At 62.1% G+C, this 26,058-nt stretch carries 20 protein-coding genes; 10 read left to right on the top strand and 10 right to left on the bottom strand.

Annotated elements, in window-relative coordinates:
* Positions 1-7: 7 nt before the first annotated feature.
* Entirely contained in the window at positions 8-982 is a 975-nt protein-coding gene (gene trxB / locus NMA58_RS14050) for a thioredoxin-disulfide reductase (protein ID WP_434710690.1), read from the bottom strand.
* Between the two features lie 231 nt (positions 983-1,213).
* Between trxB and NMA58_RS14045 the strand changes: the two genes are divergently transcribed.
* Positions 1,214-1,681 (top strand): Lrp/AsnC family transcriptional regulator, encoded by a 468-nt coding sequence (locus tag NMA58_RS14045; RefSeq protein ID WP_064695956.1) that lies wholly within the window; start codon positions 1,214-1,216, stop codon positions 1,679-1,681.
* Positions 1,682-1,687: 6 nt separating this feature from the next.
* On the opposite strand, the gene NMA58_RS14040 is transcribed toward NMA58_RS14045, so the two are convergent.
* Both NMA58_RS14040 and NMA58_RS14035 read right to left on the bottom strand, forming a co-directional pair.
* Positions 1,688-3,034, bottom strand: a complete 1,347-nt coding sequence (locus tag NMA58_RS14040) for a sigma-54-dependent transcriptional regulator (protein WP_434710687.1) — start codon at positions 3,032-3,034, stop codon at positions 1,688-1,690.
* Positions 3,035-3,037: 3 nt separating this feature from the next.
* A complete protein-coding gene (locus NMA58_RS14035) occupies positions 3,038-4,912 on the bottom strand; it encodes a sensor histidine kinase (protein ID WP_434710685.1) in 1,875 nt (624 codons plus the stop codon).
* 224 nt (positions 4,913-5,136) lie between these two features.
* On the opposite strand from NMA58_RS14035, the gene NMA58_RS14030 reads away from it, so the two are divergent.
* Positions 5,137-6,471, top strand: a complete 1,335-nt coding sequence (locus NMA58_RS14030; protein WP_434710683.1) for a dicarboxylate/amino acid:cation symporter — start codon at positions 5,137-5,139, stop codon at positions 6,469-6,471.
* An 85-nt stretch (positions 6,472-6,556) separates the two neighbouring features.
* On the opposite strand, the gene NMA58_RS14025 is transcribed toward NMA58_RS14030, so the two are convergent.
* Positions 6,557-7,615 (bottom strand): glycosyltransferase family 4 protein, encoded by a 1,059-nt coding sequence (locus NMA58_RS14025; protein ID WP_434710681.1) that lies wholly within the window; start codon positions 7,613-7,615, stop codon positions 6,557-6,559.
* A 26-nt stretch (positions 7,616-7,641) separates the two neighbouring features.
* On the bottom strand, positions 7,642-8,118 hold the full coding sequence (gene greA / locus NMA58_RS14020) for a transcription elongation factor GreA (RefSeq protein WP_085778873.1): 477 nt from the start codon (positions 8,116-8,118) through the stop codon (positions 7,642-7,644).
* A gap of 266 nt (positions 8,119-8,384) precedes the next feature.
* Between greA and NMA58_RS14015 the strand changes: the two genes are divergently transcribed.
* Together NMA58_RS14015 and NMA58_RS14010 are read left to right on the top strand one after the other, a co-directional pair.
* Positions 8,385-9,617: a putative DNA modification/repair radical SAM protein gene (locus tag NMA58_RS14015; RefSeq protein WP_434710679.1), complete on the top strand. Its 1,233-nt coding sequence runs from the start codon at positions 8,385-8,387 to the stop codon at positions 9,615-9,617.
* Complete coding sequence (locus tag NMA58_RS14010; RefSeq protein ID WP_434710677.1) at positions 9,617-11,071, top strand: UdgX family uracil-DNA binding protein; 1,455 nt, start codon at positions 9,617-9,619, stop codon at positions 11,069-11,071. Before NMA58_RS14015 ends, NMA58_RS14010 begins: the two co-directional genes overlap by 1 nt.
* Positions 11,072-11,180: 109 nt before the next feature.
* Here the strand turns inward: NMA58_RS14010 and carB are convergent, their stop codons facing one another.
* A complete protein-coding gene (gene carB, locus NMA58_RS14005; protein ID WP_434710675.1) occupies positions 11,181-14,669 on the bottom strand; it encodes a carbamoyl-phosphate synthase large subunit in 3,489 nt (1,162 codons plus the stop codon).
* Positions 14,670-14,838: 169 nt separating this feature from the next.
* On the bottom strand, positions 14,839-15,867 hold the full coding sequence (locus NMA58_RS14000; RefSeq protein WP_434713422.1) for a zinc-dependent alcohol dehydrogenase family protein: 1,029 nt from the start codon (positions 15,865-15,867) through the stop codon (positions 14,839-14,841).
* A 267-nt stretch (positions 15,868-16,134) separates the two neighbouring features.
* On the opposite strand from NMA58_RS14000, the gene ypfJ reads away from it, so the two are divergent.
* Complete coding sequence (gene ypfJ / locus NMA58_RS13995; protein WP_430960358.1) at positions 16,135-17,052, top strand: KPN_02809 family neutral zinc metallopeptidase; 918 nt, start codon at positions 16,135-16,137, stop codon at positions 17,050-17,052.
* A gap of 180 nt (positions 17,053-17,232) precedes the next feature.
* Here ypfJ and NMA58_RS13990 read toward each other — a convergent pair whose 3' ends face one another.
* Positions 17,233-18,225: an aldo/keto reductase gene (locus NMA58_RS13990; RefSeq protein ID WP_434710673.1), complete on the bottom strand. Its 993-nt coding sequence runs from the start codon at positions 18,223-18,225 to the stop codon at positions 17,233-17,235.
* A gap of 372 nt (positions 18,226-18,597) precedes the next feature.
* Here NMA58_RS13990 and NMA58_RS13985 point away from each other — a divergent pair, with 372 nt between their 5' ends.
* The gene (locus NMA58_RS13985) at positions 18,598-19,842 is read left to right on the top strand and encodes a TCR/Tet family MFS transporter (RefSeq protein ID WP_434710671.1); all 1,245 of its coding nucleotides are present in this window, start codon (positions 18,598-18,600) and stop codon (positions 19,840-19,842) included.
* Between the two features lie 144 nt (positions 19,843-19,986).
* On the top strand, positions 19,987-21,390 hold the full coding sequence (locus NMA58_RS13980; protein ID WP_434710669.1) for an MATE family efflux transporter: 1,404 nt from the start codon (positions 19,987-19,989) through the stop codon (positions 21,388-21,390).
* Positions 21,391-21,406: 16 nt separating this feature from the next.
* Here the strand turns inward: NMA58_RS13980 and NMA58_RS13975 are convergent, their stop codons facing one another.
* Entirely contained in the window at positions 21,407-21,727 is a 321-nt protein-coding gene (locus NMA58_RS13975) for an antibiotic biosynthesis monooxygenase family protein (RefSeq protein WP_085778866.1), read from the bottom strand.
* A 326-nt stretch (positions 21,728-22,053) separates the two neighbouring features.
* Here NMA58_RS13975 and NMA58_RS13970 point away from each other — a divergent pair, with 326 nt between their 5' ends.
* On the top strand, positions 22,054-23,826 hold the full coding sequence (locus NMA58_RS13970) for an adenylate/guanylate cyclase domain-containing protein (RefSeq protein ID WP_097596900.1): 1,773 nt from the start codon (positions 22,054-22,056) through the stop codon (positions 23,824-23,826).
* A 10-nt stretch (positions 23,827-23,836) separates the two neighbouring features.
* Positions 23,837-24,094: a hypothetical protein gene (locus tag NMA58_RS13965; RefSeq protein WP_141504762.1), complete on the top strand. Its 258-nt coding sequence runs from the start codon at positions 23,837-23,839 to the stop codon at positions 24,092-24,094.
* Positions 24,095-24,124: 30 nt separating this feature from the next.
* Here the strand turns inward: NMA58_RS13965 and carA are convergent, their stop codons facing one another.
* A complete protein-coding gene (gene carA, locus NMA58_RS13960; RefSeq protein ID WP_085780136.1) occupies positions 24,125-25,330 on the bottom strand; it encodes a glutamine-hydrolyzing carbamoyl-phosphate synthase small subunit in 1,206 nt (401 codons plus the stop codon).
* Positions 25,331-25,599: 269 nt separating this feature from the next.
* On the opposite strand from carA, the gene NMA58_RS13955 reads away from it, so the two are divergent.
* Positions 25,600-26,055, top strand: a complete 456-nt coding sequence (locus NMA58_RS13955) for a GatB/YqeY domain-containing protein (protein ID WP_085778864.1) — start codon at positions 25,600-25,602, stop codon at positions 26,053-26,055.
* Positions 26,056-26,058: the final 3 nt, after the last annotated feature.

The following is a 26,058-nucleotide window of genomic DNA, read 5'->3' as shown; positions in this document are numbered from 1 at the left end:
GCCGGTTTTACTCCGCGGCCACGGCGACGGGCATGTGGCCCGTCAGGTAGCGCTCGGCTTCGAGTGCTGCCATGCATCCCATGCCGGCGGCGGTAATCGCCTGGCGGAACGTATCGTCGGTCACGTCGCCGGCGGCATAGACCCCTTCCAGGCTGGTCGCGGTCGAATCAGGCGCCGTCCAGAGATAGCCATTGTCCTTGAGCTTCAGCTTGCCCTTGAACAGCTCGGTTGCCGGGGCATGACCTATGGCGACGAAGACGCCGTCGACCGGCATTTCGGTGATCGCGCCGGTCCTGACGTCGCGCAGGCGAGCGCCGGATACGGATTGCGGCATCGGTGGCTTGGCCGGCGTGCCGGTGATCTCGGCCACTTCGGTGTTCCACAACACCTTGACGTTTTCCTTCGCGAACAGGCGCTCCTGCAGGATCTTTTCGGCGCGGAAAGAATCGCGGCGGTGAACGACCGTTACCGACTTGGCGATGTTGGAGAGGTAGAGCGCCTCTTCGACGGCGCTGTTGCCGCCGCCGACCACGATGACATCCTTGTTGCGATAGAAGAAGCCGTCGCAGGTGGCGCAGGCCGAAACGCCGAAGCCCTGGAAATGCTGTTCGCTCTCGATGCCGAGCCACTTGGCCTTGGCGCCGGTGGCGATGATCAGCGTATCGGCGGTCCAGACCTGGCCGCTGTCGGTGCGGGCGACGAAGGGGCGCTGGTTGGTGTCGACTTCGGTCACTAGATCGTTGACGATCTCGGCGCCGACATGTTTTGCCTGCTGCAGCATCTGGTCCATCAGCCACGGACCCTGGATCGGATCGGCAAAGCCGGGATAGTTCTCGACATCGGTGGTGATCATCAACTGGCCGCCCTGTTCGAGGCCGGCGATCAGAACCGGCTTCAGCATGGCGCGCGCGGCATAGACCGCGGCAGTATAGCCCGCAGGTCCGGAACCGATGATGAGCACCTTTGTGTGGCGGGCGGGCATGTCATTTCCTTTCGACTGGCAGGAGGGCGGCGGCTAAAGTGCGATTACGGCCGTTTCGCGGTCCATGCGCCATTTATGAACGTCCAATGCTTTTATTCAAGGGCAGCCTTGCATTACCAACAAGGCAAATCGCCTTGCTGTGCAAGAATCCGTCATCGGCTTGAAACTTTCTTGCGTATTCCGCCGCTTTATATAGAAGCTCGCCGCGAAGAATTAAAGAAAGGCCATGATGTGGGTCGCACGGAACTCGACGTCATCGACATAAAGATCCTCCGGGAGCTGCAGGCCGACGGCCGCATGACCAATGTCGAACTCGCCGACCGTGTCGGCATATCGGCGCCGCCCTGCCTGCGCCGGGTGCGCAAGCTCGAAGAAGCCGGCATCATCGAGGGCTATCACGCCATGCTGAACAGCCCGAAGCTCGGCTTCGACCTGGTGGCTTTCTGCATGGTCGGCCTCAAACATCAGTCGGAAGGCAACCTCAAGGCGTTTGCGGCCGCCACCACCGAATGGCCGCTGGTGCGCCAGGCCTGGATGGTCTCGGGCGACAGCGATTTTCTGCTGCATTGCGTGGCGGAAAATCTCACCCATTTCCAGGATTTCGTCATCGAGATTCTGACGGCGAACGAACATGTCGACACCGTACGCACCATGCTGACGATCCGGCAGGTGAAGAAGCTGGGACTGGTCGAAGTCTAACACAGTCTATTTGCGCGAGGCGTAGCCGCCCCGGTTGATGCCGTGGCGCTGCAGCTTGTCGTAAAAGGTCTTTCTCGGAATGCCGAGCGCTTCGATGGTGCGGCGCACGTCGCCGTCATTCGCCGAAAGCGCGTCGCGGATGATCTCCGCCTCGTAGCGTTCCAGCCGTTCGGGCAACGTGCCGCTGGTCGGCTGCGGGGGAACGAGCGTCGCTCCGCCGCCCTCAACGCCCAGCACCACCCGTTCGGCATAGTGGGAGAGTTCGCGGACGTTGCCCGGCCATGCGTGGGTGACAAGATGCCGCCGAACATTCTCTGAAAGCTGCGGGACATCGCGGCGGAAGCGCTCGGCCGCGCGGGCGGCGAAATGGGAAAACAGCAGAGGAATATCGTCGCGGCGCTCCCTCAGCGGCGGAATGGAAATCGTCACGACATTCAGCCGGTAATAGAGATCCTCGCGAAAATCGCCGCGCACCTCGGGATCGCCGAGGTCGATCTTGGCGGCTGCGACGACGCGCAGATCCACCGGGCGCACCTCGTTGGTGCCGAGCGGGGTGATTTCGCGCATCTCCAGCACTCTCAGCATCTTGACCTGCGTGGCCAGAGGCATGCTCTCGATCTCGTCGAGGAAAAGCGTGCCGCCGCTTGCATGTTCGATTCGGCCGGTGCGGCGCTTCTGCGCGCCCGTAAAGGCGCCGGCCTCGTGGCCGAACAGCTCGCTTTCGATGACGGTTTCGGGTAGCGCCCCACAGTTCAGCGCCACGAAATTGCCTTTCCGGCGGTGGCTCCACTGATGCAGGATCTGCGCGACCACTTCCTTGCCGCTGCCGGTCTCGCCGGCAACGAGCACGTCGACGTCGGTATCGGCGATGTGGCGAAGAATCTTTCTGAGATTCTCCATGACGGGCGTCTGGCCGATCAGCGGCAAAGTCTCTTGCGCATCTTCGGCTGCTTTGCGCAACACGCGGTTTTCCAGAACGAGCCGACGTTTTTCGCTGGCGCGGCGCACGCTCTGGACGAGCCTGTCGGCAGGGAAGGGCTTGGCGATGAAATCATAGGCGCCATCCTGAATGGCCTGTACGGCCATCGGAATATCGCCGTGGCCGGTCATCAATATCACCGGCAGGTCGGCATCCATGCCTTGCAGCATGGCGAAGAGTTGCAGCCCGTCGATCTCGGGCATGCGAATATCGGTGACGACGGGGCCGGCGAAGTCCGCCGGCAGGTCCGCCAGCGCCGCCTTGGCGCCGTCATAGGCGAAAACGGAGAAGCCGGCGAGCTCCAGCGTCTGGGCTGTGGCGCGGCGCAGGTCCCTGTCGTCGTCGATCAGCGCAACCGGGCTCCGTGTGTCCATGACCTAAGCCTTCCTCAGATGAACGATGAACCGGCTTCCTTCGCCATTGCTCTCAACCTCCATCCGGCCACCGTAATCGCCGACAATATCCTTGGAGATGACGAGCCCGAGGCCGAGGCCACTCTCCTTTGATGTGTTGAACGGCGTGAACAGGCCCTTGCGGATTTCAGGCGAAATGCCGGGGCCGTTGTCGACGACCGTCAGGGTCACCATGTCCGCATCGGTTGATGTTCTGACCTCGACGCGCCCCGCCTCAGCCTTCGGCGCCACTGCCTCCAGGGCGTTCTGAAGCAAATTGATGAGCACCTGCTCGAGGCGGATCCGGGTTCCCATGACCTGCAGCGCGGCCGGCGGCAGCTCGATGTCCAGCGTATCCATGCGGCCGGCAAAGCGGCTGCGCAACAGCATCACCGCACCCTCGATGACTTCCCTCAGGCCAGTCGGCTCGGCACTGCTGCGGCCCTTGCGGGCGAAGGTCTTCAGCTCCTCGGTGATCGTGCCGATGCGCTCCGTCAGCGCCGCTATGTTCTGAAGATTTTCGCCGGCAGGCGCGGTTTGGCCGCGCTCGAGGAAGGTACGGGCATTGTCGGCATAGGCGCGGATGGTCGCCACCGGCTGGTTGATCTCGTGGGCGACGCCGGCGGCCACCTGGCCCAGGATTGCCATCCGGTTGGCCTGCACCAGATCCTGCTGTACCGCCTGGAGCTTCTGCTCCGTGCTGCGGTGACCGGTGATCTCGGCCTGCAGGCGATCCCGCGCCTGGCTGAGATCGAGCGTCCGCTCGGCTACGCGCCGTTCCAGTTCTTCGCGCGCCTGCTGTTCGCTGAAGATCCTGAGCGTGATCGTCTGGCGGCGGCGCAGGAGGAAGGCGGCGCCGGCCAGAAGCGGCAAAAGCAAGAGCAGCGCCAGCATGCGCGTTTCGCGGACCGCCGCATCGACGGACGGCCCCAGCGCTACAAGATGCTGCAGATGCCACCTGGTTGCGGGGACTGGCATCGCGACCCCAAGGAAGCTGGTTTTTCCGGCGCCGCCGGGCATGACGATCTCGACGACGTCAAGCCGGTCGCCCAGATGTCGGACGATATCGAGCGGCAATGGCTGAAGCGGCGCATCACCAAATTGCAGGCTCTCGCGGATCGCCGTCAACCGATCCTCGGCGATCCGGCCGATCGTCATGAACCGCCATGAGGGAACGCTTGTTATGAGGACGATGCCGCGATCGTCGATGACGTAGGACGGTGCGCCCGAGGCATTCCAATCCGCCTCGACATCGTCGAATTCCACCTTGACGACGACGACGCCCAGAAGACCGCTGCTGCCTGATATCCGCTGGGAAATATAAAGGCCCGGCTTCTTGCTGACCGTCCCGAGCGCGAAATGCTCGGCCTGTCCTTCCGTGACCGCGCCCTGGAAGTATTCGCGAAAACGATAGTCATTGCCGACGAAGCTCGTCGGTTCGAGCCAATTGCTGGCCGAAACTGCGATGCCGTTCTTGTCTATGACGTAGATGACGGCAGCCTTCGTGCCGGCGGCCAGCGTCTCCAGCTTCCGGCTGAGCTCATTGAACGTGGCGGCGTCGCGTCCCGCCAAGGCGGCGGCGAGCGCGGTATCCTGCGACAGCACGAAGGGCAGCGCCCGGTATTTTTCGAGGACCGTGCGCAGCAGCGCTACATTCATCCTCGCATCGGTGCGTGCTTGTTCCTCCAGGGCCGCCTCTGCCCGGCGCCGGCCGATCTCGCCGCTGACCCAGAGGCTTGCGAGGACGGCCGAGAGGGCGAGCACTGCATAGGCCCACCACATCCGGCGGATGCGGTGCTGCAAGGGCAAGGAGGGCCAAGGCCTTTGCGAGACTGACAAGGACATGGGGGATTTGTGCATCTTTCCGCACGAGACGCAAATAGATTTGTGTGGTTTTTCGCATCTCCTGAAAGACCCAAGGGCCTATGGAAAGTTTTTATGCAGTAAATACAACACTCTAAAAAGGCTACGCGAAACTGGCACGGCGATTGCGAAAGAGAGGGCAACAACGGCTGAGCTGTTGGAGTGAAGCGAACGGCTCGGGAGGCCGGAGTTCGTTCCGGGCGAGCCTTTAGGAGGATATCATGATCGCAGCACCATTCGATGCAGTCGCAGACAGCAAGGGCAAGAAGCCTTTTTATACTCATCTTTACGTTCAGGTTCTCGCCGCCATTGCCGCGGGTATCATTCTCGGTCACTTCTATCCCGACCTCGGCACCCAGCTGAAGCCGCTCGGCGATGCCTTCATCAAACTCGTCAAGATGATCATCGCGCCGGTCATCTTCCTGACGGTTGCGACCGGTATTGCCGGCATGAGCGACTTGAAGAAGGTCGGCCGCGTCGCCGGCAAGGCAATGCTCTACTTCCTGACCTTCTCGACCTTGGCGCTCGTCATCGGCATGGTCGTCGCCAATGTTGTTCAGCCCGGCGCCGGCATGAATATCGATCCGGCTTCGCTCGACCCGAAGGCCGTCGCCACCTTTGCCGAGAAGGCGCATGAGCAGAGCATCGTCGGCTTCCTCACGAACATCATCCCCACGACGATTGTCGGCGCCTTTGCCGATGGCGATATTCTGCAGGTATTGTTCTTCTCGGTGCTGTTCGGCATTGCGCTCGCCATGGTCGGCGAAAAGGGTGAGCAGGTCGTGACCTTCCTCAATGCGCTGACGGCTCCTGTCTTCAAACTTGTCGCCATCCTGATGAAGGCCGCCCCGATCGGTGCCTTCGGCGCCATGGCCTTCACCATCGGCAAGTACGGCATCGGCTCGATCGCCAACCTCGCCATGCTGATCGGCACCTTCTACATCACCTCGCTGCTCTTCGTACTCGTCGTTCTCGGCGCCGTCGCCCGCTATAACGGCTTCTCGATCCTGGCGCTGCTGCGCTACATCAAGGAAGAGCTGCTGCTGGTTCTCGGCACCTCGTCGTCCGAGGCCGCACTGCCAGGGCTGATGAACAAGATGGAAAAGGCCGGCTGCAAGCGCTCGGTCGTCGGCCTTGTCATCCCGACAGGCTATTCCTTCAATCTCGACGGCACCAATATCTACATGACGCTGGCCGCCCTCTTCATTGCCCAGGCAACCGGCATCCAGCTCTCCTGGGGTGATCAGATCCTGCTGCTGCTCGTGGCGATGCTGAGCTCGAAGGGGGCCGCTGGAATCACCGGCGCCGGCTTCATCACGCTTGCCGCGACGCTCTCCGTCGTGCCCTCCGTGCCGGTCGCCGGCATGGCGCTCATCCTCGGCATCGACCGCTTCATGTCGGAATGCCGGGCGCTGACCAACCTCGTCGGCAATGCGGTCGCGACGATCGTCGTGGCACGCTGGGAAAAGGAACTGGATACCGCGCAACTCGCCGCAGCTCTCGGCGGCCAGACGGAAGAGGGCGTCCCGGCTGTGACGCTTCAGCCGGCGGAATAAAAGGCGGCTTTGTTCGCCCTTCTTGGATATTTGCAGCGGCCCGTCATGTGATGGGCCGTTCGCTTTTTGCTAAATCTCGTTCCGCTCAGCCGCGATTATCGCCGAGTAGGCGATCGTAGACGGCGCCGATCGCGCGTGCTTCCTTCTCCAGAGCGAAATTCAACCTGACGTGGCGCAACGCATTCTCGCCATGGGCAATCGCGAGAGTTGGATTTGCGATGTAAGGGGCGATGGCCCGCGTCAGCGCCTCGCCATCGCCCGCAGCCACCACCGCGCCGGTCTCGCCTTCGGCGATGAGTTCGGCATAGGCGCCGGCGTCCGATGCCACCACCGCGGTCCGCGAGGCCATGGCTTCGAGCGGCGTCAGACCGAAGCCCTCATTGCGGGAAGGGGCTACGTAAAGCGTCAAACGGCGATACCAGATTTTGATATCGGGCACTTCACCGAGGAAAAGGATACGGTCGGCGAGGCCCGCGGCGGCGACATCGGCCTTGAGCTTTTCGCCGAAGTCGGTGTGCTCCGCCGTCACGCGGCCGGAGACGACGGCCGTCCATTCGGGGTGCTGCGGTAAGAGTTCGATCATCGCTTGGACGAAGAGATCGGTGCCTTTCTGATGGCGCACGCGGCCGAAGCAACCGACGAGATAGCGTCCGCGCAGCCCGGTGGCGCCAATGCCATCGTCGGCCGTTTCCGGCGGGTGGAACAAGGAAAGGTCGACGCCGTGCTGGATGACCGTGTGAGACACCTCGAGAAAGGAGCCGGAACGGTCGCTGGTCGCGATTACCGCATCCATGCGGCGGATCAGCCATTTCGTATAGGCGGTGTGACGGCGTTGCGCGGCCGAGGTGAAGAGCAGCTTCAGCGGCATGCGCAGGACATGGCAAAGCAGGATGCCGACGGCCATCTCATTGTTGCGGCGGGCGTGCCAGACGCGGTGACGGCGTCGGGCCGGCGGGCGCCAGAGCCCGAAAAGCTGCGCCCAACTCAGTTTTGGCAGGCCCTCCGGCAGGCCCGGCCCGAGCGTTGCTATGCGCATGCCAAGCCGGATCTGGCACGGGATGAGCTGGACGATGGTCGAGGTGACGCCGGAGAGCCGGCGCTTGAAATTGGGCGCGATGATCTCGACGTCACGAATGTCCGGCAAGGATGGATCTCATGTCTGGCGGGCGATCAGCCCCAGGAAACCTGGAGGATTTCGTAGGCCTTGGAGCCACCGGGCGCGTTGACCTCGATGGAATCGCCGACTTCCTTGCCGATCAGCGCACGGGCGATCGGGGAGGAGATGGAGATGCGGCCGGCCTTGACGTCGGCTTCCTGGTCGCCGACGATCTGATAGGTCTTTTCTTCCTCGGTGTCCTCGTCGACGAGCTTCACCCTGGCGCCGAACTTGATCTTGTCGCCCGACATCTTGGTGAGATCGATAACCTCGGCGCGCGCCGTCAGGTCTTCCAGCTCGGTGATGCGGCCCTCGTTGTGGCTCTGGGCTTCCTTGGCGGCGTGGTATTCGGCATTTTCGGAAAGGTCGCCATGGGCACGGGCTTCGGCGATCGCCTCGATGATTCGGGGACGCTCTTCCTGCTGACGCCAGCGCAGTTCTTCCTGCAGCTTGACGAAACCACCCTGTGTCATCGGTACCTTATCAACCATTTTTCTGTCCTTCACTCCTTGCGGCCGCCCGTCTTGCGTCAGCACAGTCAGGCACACACAAAAGAAAACAGGTCCCGAAGGGGAGCTTCGGAACCGTGCCACAATCATAGTTGCATGCTTATAGCAGATCGCCACGGCTGATTTCCAGAAAATTCGCATAAATGAAACGCAACCCACTGCGACACCGGGCGATGCGCCCCAAAAATGGGCAGGGGCCGGGCCGGCCATATTGACTTGACCGTCAAGAACATATAGTGAACAAAAGGATGAAGAAGTCGCTTGCCGAACGCTTAGCCATTCTTTCCGACGCCGCTAAATATGACGCCTCCTGTGCTTCCAGCGGTACGGAGAAACGCGATTCGAGCGCGAGCGGCGGGCTCGGTTCGACCGAGGGATCCGGCATCTGCCATGCCTATGCTCCGGACGGGCGGTGCATTTCGCTTCTGAAGATACTGCTCACCAATTTCTGCATCTACGACTGCGCCTATTGCGTCAATCGCTCCTCGAGCAATGTCGAGCGGGCACGCTTCACGGCGGAGGAGGTCGTCTGGCTGACGCTGGAATTCTACCGCCGCAACTATATCGAAGGCCTCTTCCTGTCCTCCGGTATCATTCGCTCTTCCGATTACACGATGGAGGAGCTGGTTCGCATCGTCCGCGAACTGCGGGTGACGCATAGTTTCCGGGGCTACATCCATCTCAAGGCGATCCCCGAGGCGTCGCCGCATCTGATCGAGGAGGCGGGGCTTCATGCCGACAGGCTGTCGCTCAATATCGAGCTGCCGACCGATAGCGGGATTACCCGTTTCGCACCGGAGAAGAAGCCTGCCAGTATCAGGCGATCGATGGGGGACCTCCGGCTCAAGATCGAGGCGGCCAGTGAGCCGACATTAAAGACGAGGAAACGACAGCGTTTCGTCCCGGCCGGCCAGAGCACGCAGATGATCGTCGGCGCGGACGGGGCCAATGATGCGACGATCCTGGCGAGCAGCGGCCGGCTCTACAGCAGCTATGGCCTGAAGCGCGTCTATTACTCCGCCTTCAGCCCCATCCCCGACGCTTCGAAAAACCTGCCGCTGATCAAACCGCCGCTGATGCGAGAACACCGGCTCTACCAAGCAGACTGGCTGTATCGGTTCTACGGTTTCGGCATCGAGGAAATCACCGCAAGCCAGGCGGACGGCATGCTTGATCTCAATCTCGATCCAAAGCTTGCCTGGGCCCTTGCCAACCGGGGCGAGTTTCCGGTCGACATCAACAAGTCTGAGCGTGAGCGACTGCTGCGTGTGCCGGGCCTCGGCACCAAAACTGTGAAGGCGATCGTTTCGGCGCGCCGTTTTCGTCGCCTGCGGCTCGATGATCTCTCCCGGCTCGGCGTTTCGATCAAGAAGGTCCAGCCCTTCATCGCCGCGGAAGGCTGGTCGCCAAGGCGGCTGATCGACCGCCCGGACCTGCGGGCCATGTTCGAGCCGCAGCCCGAACAATTGTCGTTGCTATGATGCGCCGGGTGGTTCTCGCAGGACGCGGAGATCTTGCCGAATGGCGTGACGCGGCACGCGCCCTGGCGGCGGCCGGCATATTGCCGGAGGAGATCGACTGGCGCGAAAGGAGCGCCGAGGCCGATCTGTCCTTTCAGCGGGACGCCATGCCGCCGGCGCCCGCGACGACACGCAAGCCGATGACGGTGCCGCCCGCCTTCATAGGGCTTGTTGAGACGGTTCTCTGCCATTCCGATCCGGCGCGATTTTCTCTGCTGTACCGTCTGCTCTGGCGGCTGCAGATGGACCGGCAGCTGTTGGAGGTGACGTCCGATGAGGATGTCGTGCGGGCCAAGCTGATGGCGAAGAGCGTTCGGCGCGACGCGCACAAGATGACGGCCTTCGTCCGTTTCAAGGAAATCGATGCCGCGTCGGCAGGCCGTCGAAAATTCCTTGCCTGGTTCGAGCCGGACCATCACGTCGTCAGGCGCACCGCTCCCTTTTTTCAGCGGCGCTTCAACGACATGGACTGGCTGATTGCAACGCCGAAGGGATCGGCGGCCTGGGACGGCGAGCGGCTGACGATTGCCGACGAGCCGTGTGAAAAGCCCAATCTCAGCGATGCCACCGACGAGCTCTGGCGTACCTACTACGCCAATATCTTCAACCCGGCGCGACTGAAGGTGAAGGCGATGCAGGCGGAGATGCCGAAGAAGTACTGGAAGAACCTGCCGGAGGCGGATCTCATTCCTGGCTTGATTGCATCGGCCGAAAGCAAGGTGCAGGAGATGGCGGCGCGGGAGGCGACGCAATCGCTGCCGTTCCACGACCGCTTGCAGCAGGCGGCACGCAATCTCCCCGCAGAACCTGAGGCTCCAGCGGGCACGCTGGAAGCACTGCGCGCGGAAGCCGCCGTCTGCACGCGCTGTCCGCTGCATGCTAATGCCACCCAGACCGTGTTCGGGGAGGGGCCGCGCGATGCGCAGGTGATGTTTGTCGGCGAGCAGCCGGGCGACCAGGAGGATATTGCCGGCCGCCCCTTCGTCGGACCTGCCGGCAGGCTTCTCGATCAGGTGATAGCAGAGGCCGGCATCGACCGATCGAGGCTCTACGTCACCAATGCGGTCAAACATTTCAAGTATGAGCCGCGTGGCAAGCGGCGCATCCACCAGAAGCCCAATATGGGCGAGGTGAAGCATTGCCGCTGGTGGCTCGATCGGGAGCTGGCGCTGATCAAGCCGAAACTGATCGTCGCAATGGGCGCGACGGCGATTGCGGCGCTGACCGATGTGAAAGAGCGCCTGCAGGATGTCAGGGGGAAGGCGATGGCGATCGAAGGAGGGCGCACGCTGTTCGTCACCGTGCATCCATCCTATCTGCTGCGCATTCCTGACGAGCGGCTGAAGGCAGAGGAACTGGCGCGGTTTCGCGAGGATATGATGGAAATTCAGGGGCTTATGATCTTAGCCGGTTAAATTGATTCCGGCGAGGTAGCGCCAACGCCCATTAAGCGATGGCGCTATCTCTTTGTTTTTACGCAATCCAGCAAGACTGCGGCACAGTTCTGCTGGAATTGCTCTCATGTCAGGCGAAATAGCTCTGCAGCGGCCGGACTTCGAGATTGCCCGCCCTCAGCGCCTTGATCGCCTGAGCGGCGGCTTCGGCGCCGGCCATCGTCGTGTAATAGGGCACCTTCTGCATCAACGTCGCGCGGCGCAGTGACTTGGAATCCGAGATCGCCTTGTTGCCGTCCGTGGTGTTGATGACGAGCTGGACCTGGCGGTTGCGGATCGCGTCCTCGATGTGCGGACGGCCTTCCAGGACCTTGTTGATCTTGGTGGCGGTGATGCCGTTTTCGCCAAGGAAGCGGGCGGTGCCGCCGGTTGCCAGCACCTTGAAGCCTTCTTCGACGAGGATGCGGATCGCCGGCAGCACGCGCGCCTTGTCCTCATCACGCACGGAGACGAAGACTGTTCCATCACGCGGCAACTCGACGCCGGCGCCGAGCTGCGACTTGGCGAAGGCCAGGGCAAAATCAGTGTCGAGGCCGATCACTTCGCCGGTCGAGCGCATTTCCGGGCCGAGCAGCGTGTCGACGCCGGGGAAGCGGGCGAAGGGGAAGACGGCTTCCTTGACGGCAATGTGGGTGAGCTTACGCGGATCGGGCTTTTGTCCATAAGCGGCGAAGGTCGCGTCGAGCGTCTCGCCGGCCATGACGCGGGCGGCGATCTTGGCGATTGGCGCACCAATGGTCTTGGCGACAAAGGGCACGGTGCGCGAGGCGCGCGGATTGACTTCGAGCACGTAGACAGTGCCGTCCTTAATGGCGAACTGGACGTTCATCAGGCCGCCGACATTGAGCGCCTTGGCCATGGCTTTGGCCTGGCGCTCCAACTCGTCGAGCAGTTCGACCGGCAGCGAACGCGGCGGCAGCGAACAAGCGCTATCGCCGGAGTGGATGCCGGCTTCCTCGATATGCTCCATGATGCCGGCGACATAGACGTCGGTGCCATCGGAGAGGCAGTCGACGTCGACTTCGATCGCGTGAGTGAGGTAGCTGTCGAAGAGCAGCGGATTCTTGCCGAGCAGCGTGTTGATCTGGCCGGTCTTGTCGTTGGGATAACGCTGCTTGATATCCTCAGGCACCAGTTCCGGAACCGTATCGAGAAGGTAGGTCTGCAGCTGGCCTTCCGAATGCAGGATCTGCATGGCGCGGCCGCCGAGCACGTAGGAGGGGCGCACGACCAGCGGGAAGCCGATTTCGGCGGCGACCAGACGGGCCTGCTCGACCGAATAGGCAATGCCGTTGTTCGGCTGGTTGAGGTCGAGCTTCATCAGAAGCTTCTGGAAGCGGTCACGGTCTTCGGCGAGGTCGATCATATCAGGCGCGGTGCCGAGGATCGGGATGCCGTTCTTTTCAAGCGCCTCGGCAAGCTTCAGCGGCGTCTGGCCGCCGAACTGGACGATGACGCCGACGACTTCGCCCTTTTCCTGCTCGGCGCGCAGGATTTCGATTACATCCTCGGCCGTCAGCGGCTCGAAATAGAGACGATCAGACGTGTCGTAGTCGGTCGAGACGGTTTCCGGGTTGCAGTTGATCATGATCGCTTCATAGCCTGCATCCTTCAGCGCGAAGGCGGCATGGCAGCAGCAATAATCGAACTCGATGCCCTGGCCGATGCGGTTCGGGCCGCCGCCGAGGATGACGACCTTCTTGCGGTCGGAGACCTGGGCTTCCGAACGCGCGGCGCCGACGAAAGGCGTCTCGTAGGTCGAATACATATAGGCGGTCGGCGAAGCGAATTCGGCCGCGCAGGTGTCGATGCGCTTGAAGACCGGGCGGACGTTCAGGCCGTTGCGGAGTTCTGCGACTTCCTTCGGGCGCTTGCCGGTCAGCGTCGCGAGGCGCGCGTCGGAGAAGCCCATCGCCTTCAGCATGCGCAGGTTGGCGGCATCACTCGGCAGGCCGTGCTCGCGAATGCGGGCTTCCATGTCGACGATGTTCTTGAGCTGGGCGATGAACCAGGGGTCGATCTTGCAGCCTTCATGCACCTCTTCGATGCTGAGGCCCTGGCGCAGCGCCTGGGCAACCATACGCAGACGGTCCGGCGTCGGCGTGCCGATGGCTGCGCGGATGGCGTTCTGGCTGGATTCGCCTTCCTCGAAATCGGGGATCTCGATCTCGTCGAGGCCGGTCAGGCCGGTTTCGAGGCCGCGCAGCGCCTTCTGCAGCGATTCTGCGAAAGTGCGGCCGATCGCCATGACTTCGCCGACCGATTTCATCGCCGTCGTCAGGACCGGCGAAGCGCCGGGGAATTTCTCGAAGGCGAAACGCGGGATCTTGGTGACGACATAGTCGATGGACGGCTCGAAGGAAGCCGGCGTTGCGCCGCCGGTGATATCGTTTTCCAACTCGTCGAGCGTGTAGCCGATGGCGAGCTTCGCGGCGACCTTGGCGATCGGGAAGCCGGTGGCCTTGGAAGCGAGTGCCGAGGAGCGCGAGACGCGCGGGTTCATTTCGATGACGACGAGGCGGCCGTCCTTCGGATTGACGGCGAACTGGACGTTCGAGCCGCCGGTCTCGACGCCGATCTCGCGCAGCACCGCGATGGAGGCGTTGCGCATGATCTGGTATTCCTTGTCGGTCAGCGTCAGCGCCGGAGCGACAGTGATGGAGTCGCCGGTATGAACGCCCATCGGATCGATGTTCTCGATCGAGCAGATGATGATGCAGTTGTCCGCCTTGTCGCGGACCACTTCCATTTCATACTCCTTCCAGCCGAGCACCGATTCTTCGATCAGCACTTCGGTGGTCGGCGAAGCATCGAGACCGCCGCCGACGATCTCGAAGAATTCCGAGCGGTTGTAGGCAATGCCGCCGCCGGTGCCGCCGAGGGTGAAGGATGGGCGGATGATGGCGGGCAGGCCGACATGGTCGAGTGCCTGGGCGGCGATCGCCATGGCATGGTTCAGATAGCGCTGCTTGCGGTCGCTCTCGCCAAGATTCCACTGGTTTTCCAGCTCGTCCAGCGCCTTGTCGAGGTCGGGACCGGAGAGGCTTTCGCGCAGTTTGGTGCGCTCGGCTTCGTGCGTCTTGCGGTCCAAATCCTTGATGTCGGTGGCGTTCGCCAGCATCGAGCGCGGCGTTTCAAGGCCGATGCGTGCCATAGCCTCACGGAACAGCGCGCGGTCTTCGGCCATGTCGATGGCCGCTGGCTTGGCGCCGATCATCTCGACATTGTAGCGGTCGAGCACGCCCATGCGCTTCAGGGATAGGGCTGTATTCAGTGCCGTCTGGCCGCCCATGGTCGGCAGCAGCGCGTCCGGGCGCTCCTTGGCGATGATCTTCGCGACGACTTCCGGGGTGATCGGCTCGACGTAAGTTGCGTCTGCCAGCCCGGGGTCGGTCATGATCGTCGCCGGGTTGGAGTTGACGAGGATGACGCGGTAGCCTTCCTCTCTCAAAGCCTTGCAGGCCTGGGTGCCGGAATAGTCGAATTCGCAAGCCTGGCCAATGACGATCGGTCCCGCGCCGATGATGAGGATCGATTTGATGTCTTGGCGCTTCGGCATGGCGATATCCATTTTCTGGCTGCGCAGAAAACCGGCCAGGGTGGGAGATCACCGGGTCGGTTGCGCATGCTGGGTCTTTTCAGGCTAGAAGCGGCTTATAGGCAAATGTATTTGCAAACGGAACCCCATAAATCGCGGAATCGACAGGAATTCGAACCGGCGCGGACGCCTATTCCCGGCCGGGGATGACGAGTGCCCGGATTTCGCCACTGCGCGCCGGATTGACGATCGCGTCTGGGGCTTCTGCAAGCCCAATCCTGCGCGAGATCAACGGCTCGACCTTGATCCTGCCGGAGGCGATCAGATCGGCGGCGCGGCCATGGGTGAAGGGGTTGACGAAGGAGCTTATCAGCCTGACTTCGCGAAACAGCAGGTCAAAGGGCTCGATCTCGATTTTTGCCCCCTGCGGCATCACGCCGAGAATGACGGCAGTGCCGCCGCGGCGGGCAAGCCGCGGCGCCTGTTCCATGGTTTCAGCGACGCCGGCGCATTCGAAGACGACGTCGGCGCCGCGGGGCAGCAATCCGTCTGCGGCGGTGATGCGGGCAACGATATCGCCGTCGCCTGGATCGGCCGTTGCCGTGGCGCCGAGGATTTCGGCCAAGCGTCGTTTTTCGGCGCTGCGCGTCACCAGAATGACGCGGGTGGCGCCGGCGAGCCTTGCTAGTTGAACCGTGAGCAGGCCGATCACGCCGCCGCCGAGTACGATGACTGAAGCGCCGGTATGCAGCCCGGCGAGATCGACGCCGTGGATGCAGCACGCGAGTGGTTCGCAGAAGGCGCCGTGGAGCGGATCAAGATCGGTCGGCAGCGCGAAGGCCTGGCTTTGCGGCATGCAGACATAATCGGCAAAGCCGCCGTCGCGGTGAATGCCGATCGCCTGCAGGTTCCGGCAGAGATTGACTCGGCCGCGTCGGCATTCCTCGCAGCCGCCGCAGGAAATGTTCGGATCGCCGGTGACACGCATGCCGGGGCGGAAATCGGTCACATCAGGTCCGACGGTCTCGACGATGCCGGCGAATTCATGGCCGAGCGTCACCGGCGGCTTCGACGGAAATTCGCCGTGGAAGATATGGCGGTCGGTGCCGCAGATCCCACAGGCCTCGATTCGGACGAGCAATTCACCCGGGCGCGGTGTCGGTTTTTCGACTTCACAAAGCTGCAACTGTCCTGTCGCTTGCAGGCGCACCGCCTTCATCGCCATCTCCTCCCGCATTCTCCACTTCTATCAGGAAGAGCGAAAGCAGGAGTCGCGTCAAGCGGTTGACGCATCTTCTTTACGTGATGGGAGACGCATGGCTGGGGCCGATGGGCTGAGGGAACAATATCCCGTCCGTCAAGTTTGCAGCCGAGGAGCCGTGCAACCGCCTATTATTGCATGCGGTTGAAGCCGCTGGAATTCCTCCTGCTGACGGTTATATAAATTCATTGATGACAAGCATCGGGATTGGCGGGGAGAACGAAGATGGAATGGAGAGGCCGGCGTCAGTCCGACAATGTCGAGGATCGTCGCGGCGAGCCCACCGGCGGCGGTTTTGGCCGCGGCGGTGGTTTCAGCTTTCCCTCAGGTGGCGGTGTTCGCCGCGCCGGCGGTGGCTTGAGCATCGGCACGATCATCTTCCTCGTCGTCATCTATCTGATCTTCAAGGCGATGGGCATCGACCTGATGCAGGTGCTGGACACCGGGGGAATATCCAGCGGCCCCGGCTACGAGCAGAGCGAATCCGGCGCCCGCACCCCCGCCAATGACGAAATGACCGCTTTCGTGCGGACCGTCCTTGCCGAGACCGAGGATACCTGGAACGGCATTTTCCAGGCACAGGGCCGGGATTACGAGGAGCCTCGGCTCGTACTCTTCTCCGACCAGACGCAGTCGGCCTGCGGCTTCGCCTCTGCCGCGACCGGTCCGTTCTATTGCCCTGGAGATCATAAGGTCTATCTCGATACGGCCTTCTTCCAGGAGCTGTCCGATCGCTTCGGCGCATCTGGCGATTTTGCCGAAGCCTATGTCGTTGCGCATGAGGTCGGCCATCACGTGCAGAACCTGCTCGGCATCCTGCCGAAGTTCAACCAGGCCCGTCAGCGCATGAGCGAGGAGGAGGCCAACAAGATGTCGGTCCGCGTCGAGCTGCAGGCCGATTGCTTCGCCGGCATCTGGGGCAAGTATACCCAGCAGAAGGGTATCCTGGAGGCGGGCGATCTCGAGGAGGCGCTGAATGCCGCACAGCAGATCGGCGACGATACGCTGCAGAAGCGCTCGCAAGGTTACGTCGTGCCCGAGAGTTTCAACCACGGCACCTCGGCGCAGCGCGTCAGATGGTTCAAGCGCGGTTTCGACAGCGGACAGCTGACGGCGTGTGATACGTTTTCGGGGCCAGTTTGAGGTTTCCAGAGTCCCTGCGTGTGGCCCCTCATCCGACCCTTGGGGTCCCCATCTACCCGAGGGGAGAAGGGGACTTTCCGCGACGTCTCGATTCCCTCTTCTCCCCTCGGGAGAAGGTGCCCGTAGGTCGGATGAGGGGGCTACACGGCCGGATCGTTTGAGCTGACCTAACACCTAACCTCACTTCTCACTATCCATGTGCTGCAGCATATGCTCGGGATAGCGCCCGCCGGCCGCAGCATCCTTCGGCACGGCGCGTTCAATGGCGGCGAAATCTTCTGCCGAGAGATCCACCGCAAGTGAACCGAGCGCCTCAGTCAACCGGTCGCGGCGGCGGGCGCCGATGAGGGGAACGATATCCTTCCCCTTGGCGGTGACCCAGGCGATGGCGATCTGGGCGACCGAGACACTCTTTGCCTGGGCGATCTCGCGCAGCTTGTCCACCAGCGCGAGATTCTGATCGATATTGCCTTCCTGGAAGCGCGGGCTATGGGTACGGAAGTCCCCAGCGGCGGCCTGGCCCTTCTGCCAGTGGCCGCTGATCAGGCCGCGCGAAAGCACACCGTAAGCGGTGACCGAAATACCGAGTTCACGCGTCGTCGGCAGGATGCGATCCTCGATCCCGCGCGAGATCAGTGAATATTCGATCTGCAGATCGACGATCGGGGCGGTGGCTGCGGCGCGGCGGATCGTGTCGGCGCCGACTTCCGACAGACCGATATGTCTGACGTAACCGGCCTTGATCAAATCGGCGATGGCGCCGACTGTGTCCTCGATCGGCACATCCGGATCCAGGCGGGCAGGGCGGTAGATATCGATATAGTCGACGCCGAGGCGCTGCAGCGTGTAGGCGAGGAAGTTCTTCACGGCGGCCGGGCGGGCATCAATGCCGCTCCATCCCCCCGCGGGATCGCGAAGTGCGCCGAACTTGACGCTGAGGACGGCGTCTTCGCGCCTGCGGCCCTTCAATGCCTCACCGATCAGCTTTTCGTTATGGCCCATGCCGTAGAAATCGCCGGTGTCGAGCAGGTTGATGCCGGCATCGAGCGCGGCATGGATCGTCGCAATGCTCTCCGCGCGGTCGGCGGGACCATACATGCCCGACATGCCCATGCAGCCGAGGCCGATGGCCGAGACATCGGGTCCGGTCTGTCCTAAACGATAGGTCTGCATTGTCTTCTCCCTTATTGCGCCGTGGCGGCGTGATCGGGCAGCCGCGCCGGCGCGACGCCGTCGAGGCTGTTCTACCGTCTTCGCATCCGGGCGATAATCGGACGGAGTGGAACAGGCTGTGCGGGGAAATGCACAATGAGTGTTCTGCTTGGATTGATCTGGATGCCGTCGCGGCGATTGCAAGGGAGTTTTATCGCTACGATTCGCCGGAACGACGGCGCGCGTCTAGCGGTTGAGGCCCTGACGATTTTCCCGTAGAACTCCTGAGATGCTTCCGGATGTTCACCGATTGTTTCAGTTTCTTTTCTGAGCTATGTCACTTTCCGGCGACGGAGATCGTCTTTTCAGAAACAGCTGCTGTAGAGATGCCTCATGCTTGATCCGAGATTCGTTCGCCGCGGCCTTTTCCTGGTCTTCGTCATCCTCTTCCTCGACATTATCGGCATCGCCATCATCATGCCGGTGCTGCCCGCCTATCTGGAGCAGCTGACCGGCGGCAGCGTCAGCGATGCGGCGATCGACGGCGGCTGGCTGATGCTCGTCTATGCCGGCATGCAGTTCCTGTTCGCGCCGTTGCTCGGAAACCTGTCCGACCGCTTCGGCCGCCGGCCGATCCTTCTGCTTTCGGTGCTGACCTTCGCCATCGACAACTTCATCTGCGGCATCGCCACCAGCTTCTGGATGCTGTTCGTCGGCCGCGTGCTTGCCGGCATCAGCGGCGGCAGCTTCGCCACCTGCTCGGCCTATATCGCCGATATCAGCACGGAGGAGAACCGCGCGAAGAACTTCGGACTGATCGGCATCGCCTTCGGCGTCGGCTTTACCATCGGCCCTGTCATTGGCGGATTCCTCGGGGAATTCGGCCCACGCGTACCCTTCCTCGGCGCTGCCGCTTTGTCGCTTCTCAATTTCATCGCCGCCTGCTTTCTGCTGCCGGAAACGCTGGAGGCGAAGAACCGCCGCCGCTTCGAGTGGAAACGCGCCAACCCCCTCGGCGCGCTGCGCCAGATGCGCCATTACCCTGGCATCGGCGGGGTCAGCCTCGTCATGTTCCTGTTTTTCCTGGCGCATGCCGTTTATCCCTCGGTCTGGTCCTTCGTCTCCACCTACCGCTACGGTTGGAGCGAGGGCCAGATCGGCCTGTCGCTCGGCATTTACGGCATCGGTGCTGCGATCGTCATGGGCCTTGTCCTGCCGCGGATCGTTCCTGTGCTTGGCGAGTGGAAGACCGCGCTTCTCGGCCTCTGTTTCTCGGCTGCAGGCTTGACCGGCTATGCCTTCGCCTGGGAGGGCTGGGTGGTCTATGTTGTCATCGTGGCGACCGTCATCGAAAACGTCGCCGATCCGGCGCTGCGCAGCATTGCCGCCGGGAAGGTGCCGCCTTCGGCGCAGGGCGAGTTGCAGGGCGCGCTGACCAGCCTCAGCAGCATCACCACCATTGTCGGGCCATTGATCTTCACGCAAATGTTCGGCTATTTCACGCGGCCTGAGGCGCCCGTCACCTTTGCCGGTGCGCCTTATCTCACGGCTGCCGTGCTCATTGTTGTGGCCGCCGGGATATTCCTCACGAGGGTTCGAGCCGGGGAGCCGGCCGAGGCGCTGGAAGGTGTGGGCTGAACCGATCAGAAATGGTGATGGTATGATGAATTTTTCATCATCTGCCTGTTTTGGGGTAGTTCTTTGCGGGGCTTTGATTTAAGCCCGAGTGATATTTTTGCGCCACTACGCGGCGTTGCAGATCTCAATCACAGGACTGGTGTCATGGACACGCCGATCGACGCGCGCAGCCTTGCGCCGACAAACGATAATCGTTGGGGTGCGCATTTTCGTGCAACACTGGCGCTCGGCATTCCGCTGATCGGCGCACAGCTCGCTCAGCTCGGCATCAATACCACCGACGTGATGATCGTCGGGCGCCTCGGCGCCGAGCATCTGGCGGCGATGGTGCTGTCGGCTCAATTCCTCTTCACCATCCTGATCTTCGGTTCGGGTTTTGCCATCGCCGTCATTCCGATGGTGGCGCAGGCCTATGGTCGCGGCGACGTCGTCTCTGTGCGCCGATCGCTGCGCATGGGTCTGTGGGTGGTGATTGGATATTGGGCCGTCATGCAGCCCGCCTTCTTCTATTCCGAGCAAATCCTGCTCTTCGCGCAGCAGAAGCCAGAGGTAGCCAAGCTCGCGCATGGCTATATCATGATCGGTCAGTTCGGCGTGCTGGCGGCACTGCTCTTCAACGTGATGCGCGCGCTCGTCAGCGCCATCGGCAAAGCAGGCATCATCCTCAACGTCACCATCGTGACGCTGGTGATGAACGCGTTCTTCGCCTATGCCCTCGTGCTCGGCCATTTCGGCTTTCCGGCGATGGGGCTCGAGGGTGCGGCGATCGTATCGGTCGTGGTGCAGACGGCTGGTTTCCTCTTCATCCTTGCCTTCGTGCAGAGGCGGGAGGAGACGCGCCGCTACGAGATCTTCGTGCGGTTCTGGAAGCCCGACTGGCATGCGCTGCTGGAAGTCATCCGGCTCGGTTTCCCGATCAGCGTCACCATCCTTGCCGAGGTTAGCCTGTTCACGGTGGCCTCGCTGCTGATGGGCTATATCGGCACGATCGAACTCGCCGCCCACGGCATCGCCCTGCAATGGGCTTCGATCGCCTTCATGATCCCGCTAGGCCTCAGCCAGGCGGCGACGGTGCGCGTGGGCGTCGCCCACGGGCAGGGCGATTATGACGGGCTGGTGCGGGCTTCGATCATGGTGTTCATCCTCGGCTGCGCCATTTCGGCGGTGGGCTCGGTGCTCTTTGCCACAATGCCCCAATTCCTCGGCAGCTGGTTCCTCGACGTCAGTTCGCCCGAGGCGCCCGAGGTGCTCTCCTATGCCGGGCCGCTGATCGTCGTTGCCGGGCTTTTCCAACTGGTCGACGGGCTGCAGGTGATCGCTAATGGACTGCTGCGCGGCCTGAAGGACGCGCGCGTGCCGATGATCATGGCGCTGATAGCTTACTGGCCGATTGGCTTCTTCCTGGCCTGGGCCTTCGCCTTTCCGTTGGGTCTGGGCGGCATCGGCATCTGGTTCGGCTTCCTCGTTGGCCTGGCGGCGGCCGCCGCCATGCTCTGCGGACGCTTCTATCTTCTCGTTCGCCGGGAGGGCGCGATCGCCGGCGTCTGAGCCGGCGTCCTTGCCCTCAGGCCGCGACAGGCTTGTAACTGCCGATATCGGCTCGAATGCCGAGACGCGAGAACATTTCCTGCGGATCGAAATTTGCGGCCTTGTGGGCGGCCGTCACGGCTGCCCGCGCCCGCTCGACGACTTCGGTATTTTTCCATTCGGCGATGGTAACGAAATTGAATTCGCCGGGACCTGAGACCTGCTCCAGCACCCGGTGATCGATGAAGCCCTCCTGTGCCTCCAGCAGCTTGTGGGTCATCATCACTTTGACAAGAAATTCCTCACGCGCCGCCGCCGGCACGATGAACTTGTCGACACGATAGAAAGCTCCGCTCATCTATATCTCCTGCATCGGATCTGCGGGTAGTTCTGTAGTTCCTCAAGCATGGTTGAGGTCAATAGTGAAAGGGCAGGGGCCGGGCGAATGTCCATTGCTTTCCTGTTTCGGGGACATTGTCGAAGCTTGATGCAACGGTGCGCCAGAAGCAGTTGCTGGCTCGGCGTCAAGGAACGACAGAGCAGTCATTGCGTGCAGCTTCAACGTTGGGTGCGTCGATGAGCCATTAGACAAGTCGATCTCAGCCAAGATCGCTCCAAGCCGCGGCTAGAAGTTCTTTCTTGCCTTCTGTCTCCCTGCTATCCTGGAAGTGAGGAGACCGCGCCATGAGCGAGAACCGAAAGCTGGCTGCAATCCTGGCCGCAGACGTGGTCGGGTACAGCCGGCTTGCCGGCGCCGACGAGGACCGCACCCTGGCGAGGTTACGGGCACTGCGCAGCGATCTCATCGATCCGACGATCGCCGTGCACCATGGCCGGGTGGTGAAGCGCACCGGCGATGGTGCGCTGGTCGAGTTCCGCAGCGTGGTGGACGCCGTGCGCTGTGCCATTGAGGTGCAGAACGGTATGCTGGAGCGCAATGACGGCGTGCCGCAGGACCGTCGCATCGAGTTTCGAATCGGTATCCATCTGGGCGACGTCGTGGAGGAAAGCGATGGCGATCTGATGGGCGACGGCGTCAACATCGCCTCGCGATTGGAGGGCGTCGCCGCGGCAGGCGCGATCTGCCTGTCCGAGGATGCCTATCGCCAAGTCAAGGCGAGGCTCGACCTCTCGGTCAGCGATCTCGGCAACACGCAACTCAAGAACATCGCCGAACCGATCCGCGTCTATTCGCTGCAAGTCGGCAGCGCCGGGACCAATGCAGCCGCCACCTCGGAAACCGCAACGAGTCCACCTGCGAGGGCAACGTCGCCGAAGCTGTCGATCGCCGTCCTGCCCTTCGCCAACATGAGCGGTGACGCCGAACAGGACTACTTCGCCGACGGCATCTCGGAAGATATCATCACGGCGCTATCGAAGTTGTCGCAGCTCTTCGTCATCGCCCGCAATTCGTCATTTACCTTCAAAGGCAGGAACGTCCACGTGCAGGAGGTGGGCACGAAGCTCGGCGTGCGGCATGTTCTTGAGGGCAGTGTGCGCAAATCAGGCAACAGGGTACGCATCACCGCGCAGCTCATCGACGCGACCACCGGCGGGCATCTATGGGCGGAGCGGTTCGATCGAGACCTGACCGACATTTTCGCGGTTCAGGACGATGTCACGCAGCAGATCGTCGACGCACTGGCGGTCAACCTGACAGAAGGTGATCGGAAAAGGCTGGTGCCGGGCCAGACCGGTCAGCCCGAGGCCTATGACTGCTTCCTGCGTGGCCGGGAGCTGTGGCACCGGCTGACGAAGCAAACGAACAGCGACGCCCGCGATCTTTTGCAACATGCCGTCGAACTGGACCCCAACTTCGCCTCGGCACATGCCTTTCTCGCCCTTACCCATGGGCTCGACTACCTGAACCGGTGGAGCGCGTCGCCGCAACGCTCGCTCCAGCAGGCCGAAGAGGCTGCGATGCTGGCGGTGGCGCGGGATGAGAGCGACCCCGTGGCTCACTGGGCATTGAGTGTCGTCAGGCTTTACTCACGGCAGCACGATAGAGCCATCGGCGAGGCCGAGCGTGCGATAGGCCTCAACCCGAACTTCGCCGAAGGGCAGGTCAGCCTCGGCGAGGCACTTCTCTATTCAGGCAGATCTCACGAGGCACTCGCCTGTTTCGATCGGGCGAGAATCTTGAACCCGTATTTTCCGGATGTCGTTCTCCACTTTCAGGCCTGGGCTTGGTTTCAACTGCGAAGGTACGAAGAGGCCGTTGAATTGTTGGTGCAGCGCGTGAGCCGCAATCCCGTCACCGACGTCTCGCGCGCGCTTCTGGCCGCCTGTTACGGACACCTCGGCCGGTTCGAAGAGGCTCGGGCGACGTGGCAAGAGGTGCTGCGCGTTAATCCCGACTTCTCCTTGGAATACCGTCGCAAAGTCTTGCCCTTCAAGAACCCCGCCGATTTCGACCTCGCCATGGAGGGGCTACGCAAGGCCAGTGTCGTACAATGATGAGTGATCAATGCCCGATCTTGAACCTGTTGGCCATTTCGGCGGAAGATCAACAACAGCCGGTGCCAGCGTAACCACCACCTCCAGCGCAATCTGCCATCAAGGTCTGCTTTCAGGAAGCTGCGAAGTCGCCCTCTACTTGCGGCGCAAAGCAGCCCTATCCTTCAACAAAGAAAAAAGACGCTATGGGCAGATAGCGGTCCTTTCTCTGATAGCTGTCTTTCAAGATTCAAGAGATGCCACATTACGTTGGTGGCTGCCGGTTTAACAGAGTTTGCGAAACCGGCACTTCTTGAAACTAGCGCTCTGCAAGCGCCGGTTCGCCCTTCTTCTCGCGCACCATGTTGACGAAGCGGCGGAAGAGATAATGGCTGTCCTGCGGGCCGGGAGAGGCTTCCGGATGGTGCTGGACGGAGAAGACCTGCTTGCCGAGCACGCGCAGGCCGCAATTGGTGCCGTCGAAAAGCGAAATATGAGTCTCTTCAACGCCGTCGGGCAGCGACTTCGAGTCGACCGCGAAGCCGTGGTTCATCGAGACGATCTCGACCTTGCCCGTCGTGTGATCCTTGACCGGATGATTGGCGCCGTGATGGCCCTGGTGCATCTTTTCGGTCTTGGCGCCCAAGGCGAGGCCGAGCATCTGATGGCCGAGGCAGATGCCGAAGACCGGGATATCGGTCTTAACAAGCGTCTTGATGACAGGCACGGCATATTCGCCGGTTGCCGCTGGATCGCCGGGACCGTTCGACAGGAAGATACCGTCCGGCTGCAAGGCGAGCACGTCTTCGGCGCTCGTTGTTGCCGGCACGACGGTCACCTTGCAGTCGAGGCCGGCAAACAGGCGCAGGATGTTGCGCTTGACGCCGTAATCGAGGCAGACGACGTGATATTTCGCATCCGCCGCACCGAGTTCGCCGTAACCCTCGTTCCAGACCCACGGCGTCTGCGCCCATTGTGAGGACTGGCCGGACGAGGCGATCTTGGCAAGATCGAGACCTTCCAGGCCGCTCCAGGCCTTGGCTTCGGCCTTCAGCGCCTCGATGTCGAAGACGCCGTTGGCGTCGTGGGCGATCACCGCGTTCGGGGCGCCGTTCTCGCGGATCCAGGCGGTGAGCGCACGCGTGTCGATGCCGCAAAGGCCGATGATGCCGCGGGCCTTGAGCCACTGGTCGAGATGCTTGGCGGCGCGGTAGTTCGAGGGGTCAGTGATGTCGGCCTTGAAGATGACGCCGACGGCGCCGTGGCGGGCGGCAGGGGTCAGGTCCTCGATATCTTCGTCGTTGGTGCCGATATTGCCGATGTGGGGAAAGGTGAAGGTGACGATCTGGCCGAGATAGGAGGGGTCGGTCATGATCTCTTCGTAGCCGGTCAGCGCCGTGTTGAAGACGACTTCAGCCTGGACCTTGCCGGTGGCGCCGATGCCCTTGCCTTCGATCACTGTGCCGTCGGCAAGAACGAGCAGGGCGGTCGGCTTTTCGGTTGTCCAGGGTGCTGTTGCGGTCATCTTCATCCCGTTTCCGGCGGCCGATGCGCTTAGCCGCGCTCGTCGCCATTTGATCTCGCAGACGTGTGGGCACGGCAATGCCGCGCGCTTCAGGCCTGATCACGAATTTTGGTGCAGGTGGCGGTAAATAGCCACGCAATCGCTGAGCGTCAATCTTTGTAGCCGGGATTGCGGCCGTTTTCTTGCGCTTTATCGTGCCGATCGCGCAATTTATTTGATCCGTCGCATCGGCGTGGTTTATGAAGCGGCATCAAAAAAGGAGTGAAGACATGCTGCGCGATCAACTCGCCACCCAGCTGAAAGAGGCGATGAAGGCCAAGGATTCGGAGCGGCTGTCGACCGTTCGGCTGATTCAGGCGGCGATCAAGGACCGCGACATTGCCAATCGCGGTACCGGCAAGGAGCAGGCGAGCGACGACGAGATCCTGCAGATCCTCGCCAAGATGGTGAAGCAGCGCGACGAATCGGCAAAGATCTATGAGGAGAATTCCCGACCGGAGCTCGCTGCCAAGGAGCGTGCGGAAATCGCCGTCATTCAGGACTTCATGCCGAAGCAGCTTTCCGACGGCGAAGTGCGCGCCAATATCTCGGCGATCATCACCGAGACGGGTGCTGCCGGCGTCAAGGACATGGGCAAGGTGATGGCGGCGCTCAAGGAGCGTTATGCCGGCCAGATGGATTTCGCCAAGGCATCGGCAACCGTCAAGGAGCTTTTGAACGGATAAGCC

It is taken from the genome of Rhizobium sp. YTUHZ045 (assembly GCF_051124255.1).
Lineage (GTDB): Bacteria > Pseudomonadota > Alphaproteobacteria > Rhizobiales > Rhizobiaceae > Rhizobium.
The sequence above is the reverse complement of the archived record's forward strand: the minus strand, read 5'-3'. Positions and strand labels throughout refer to the sequence as shown.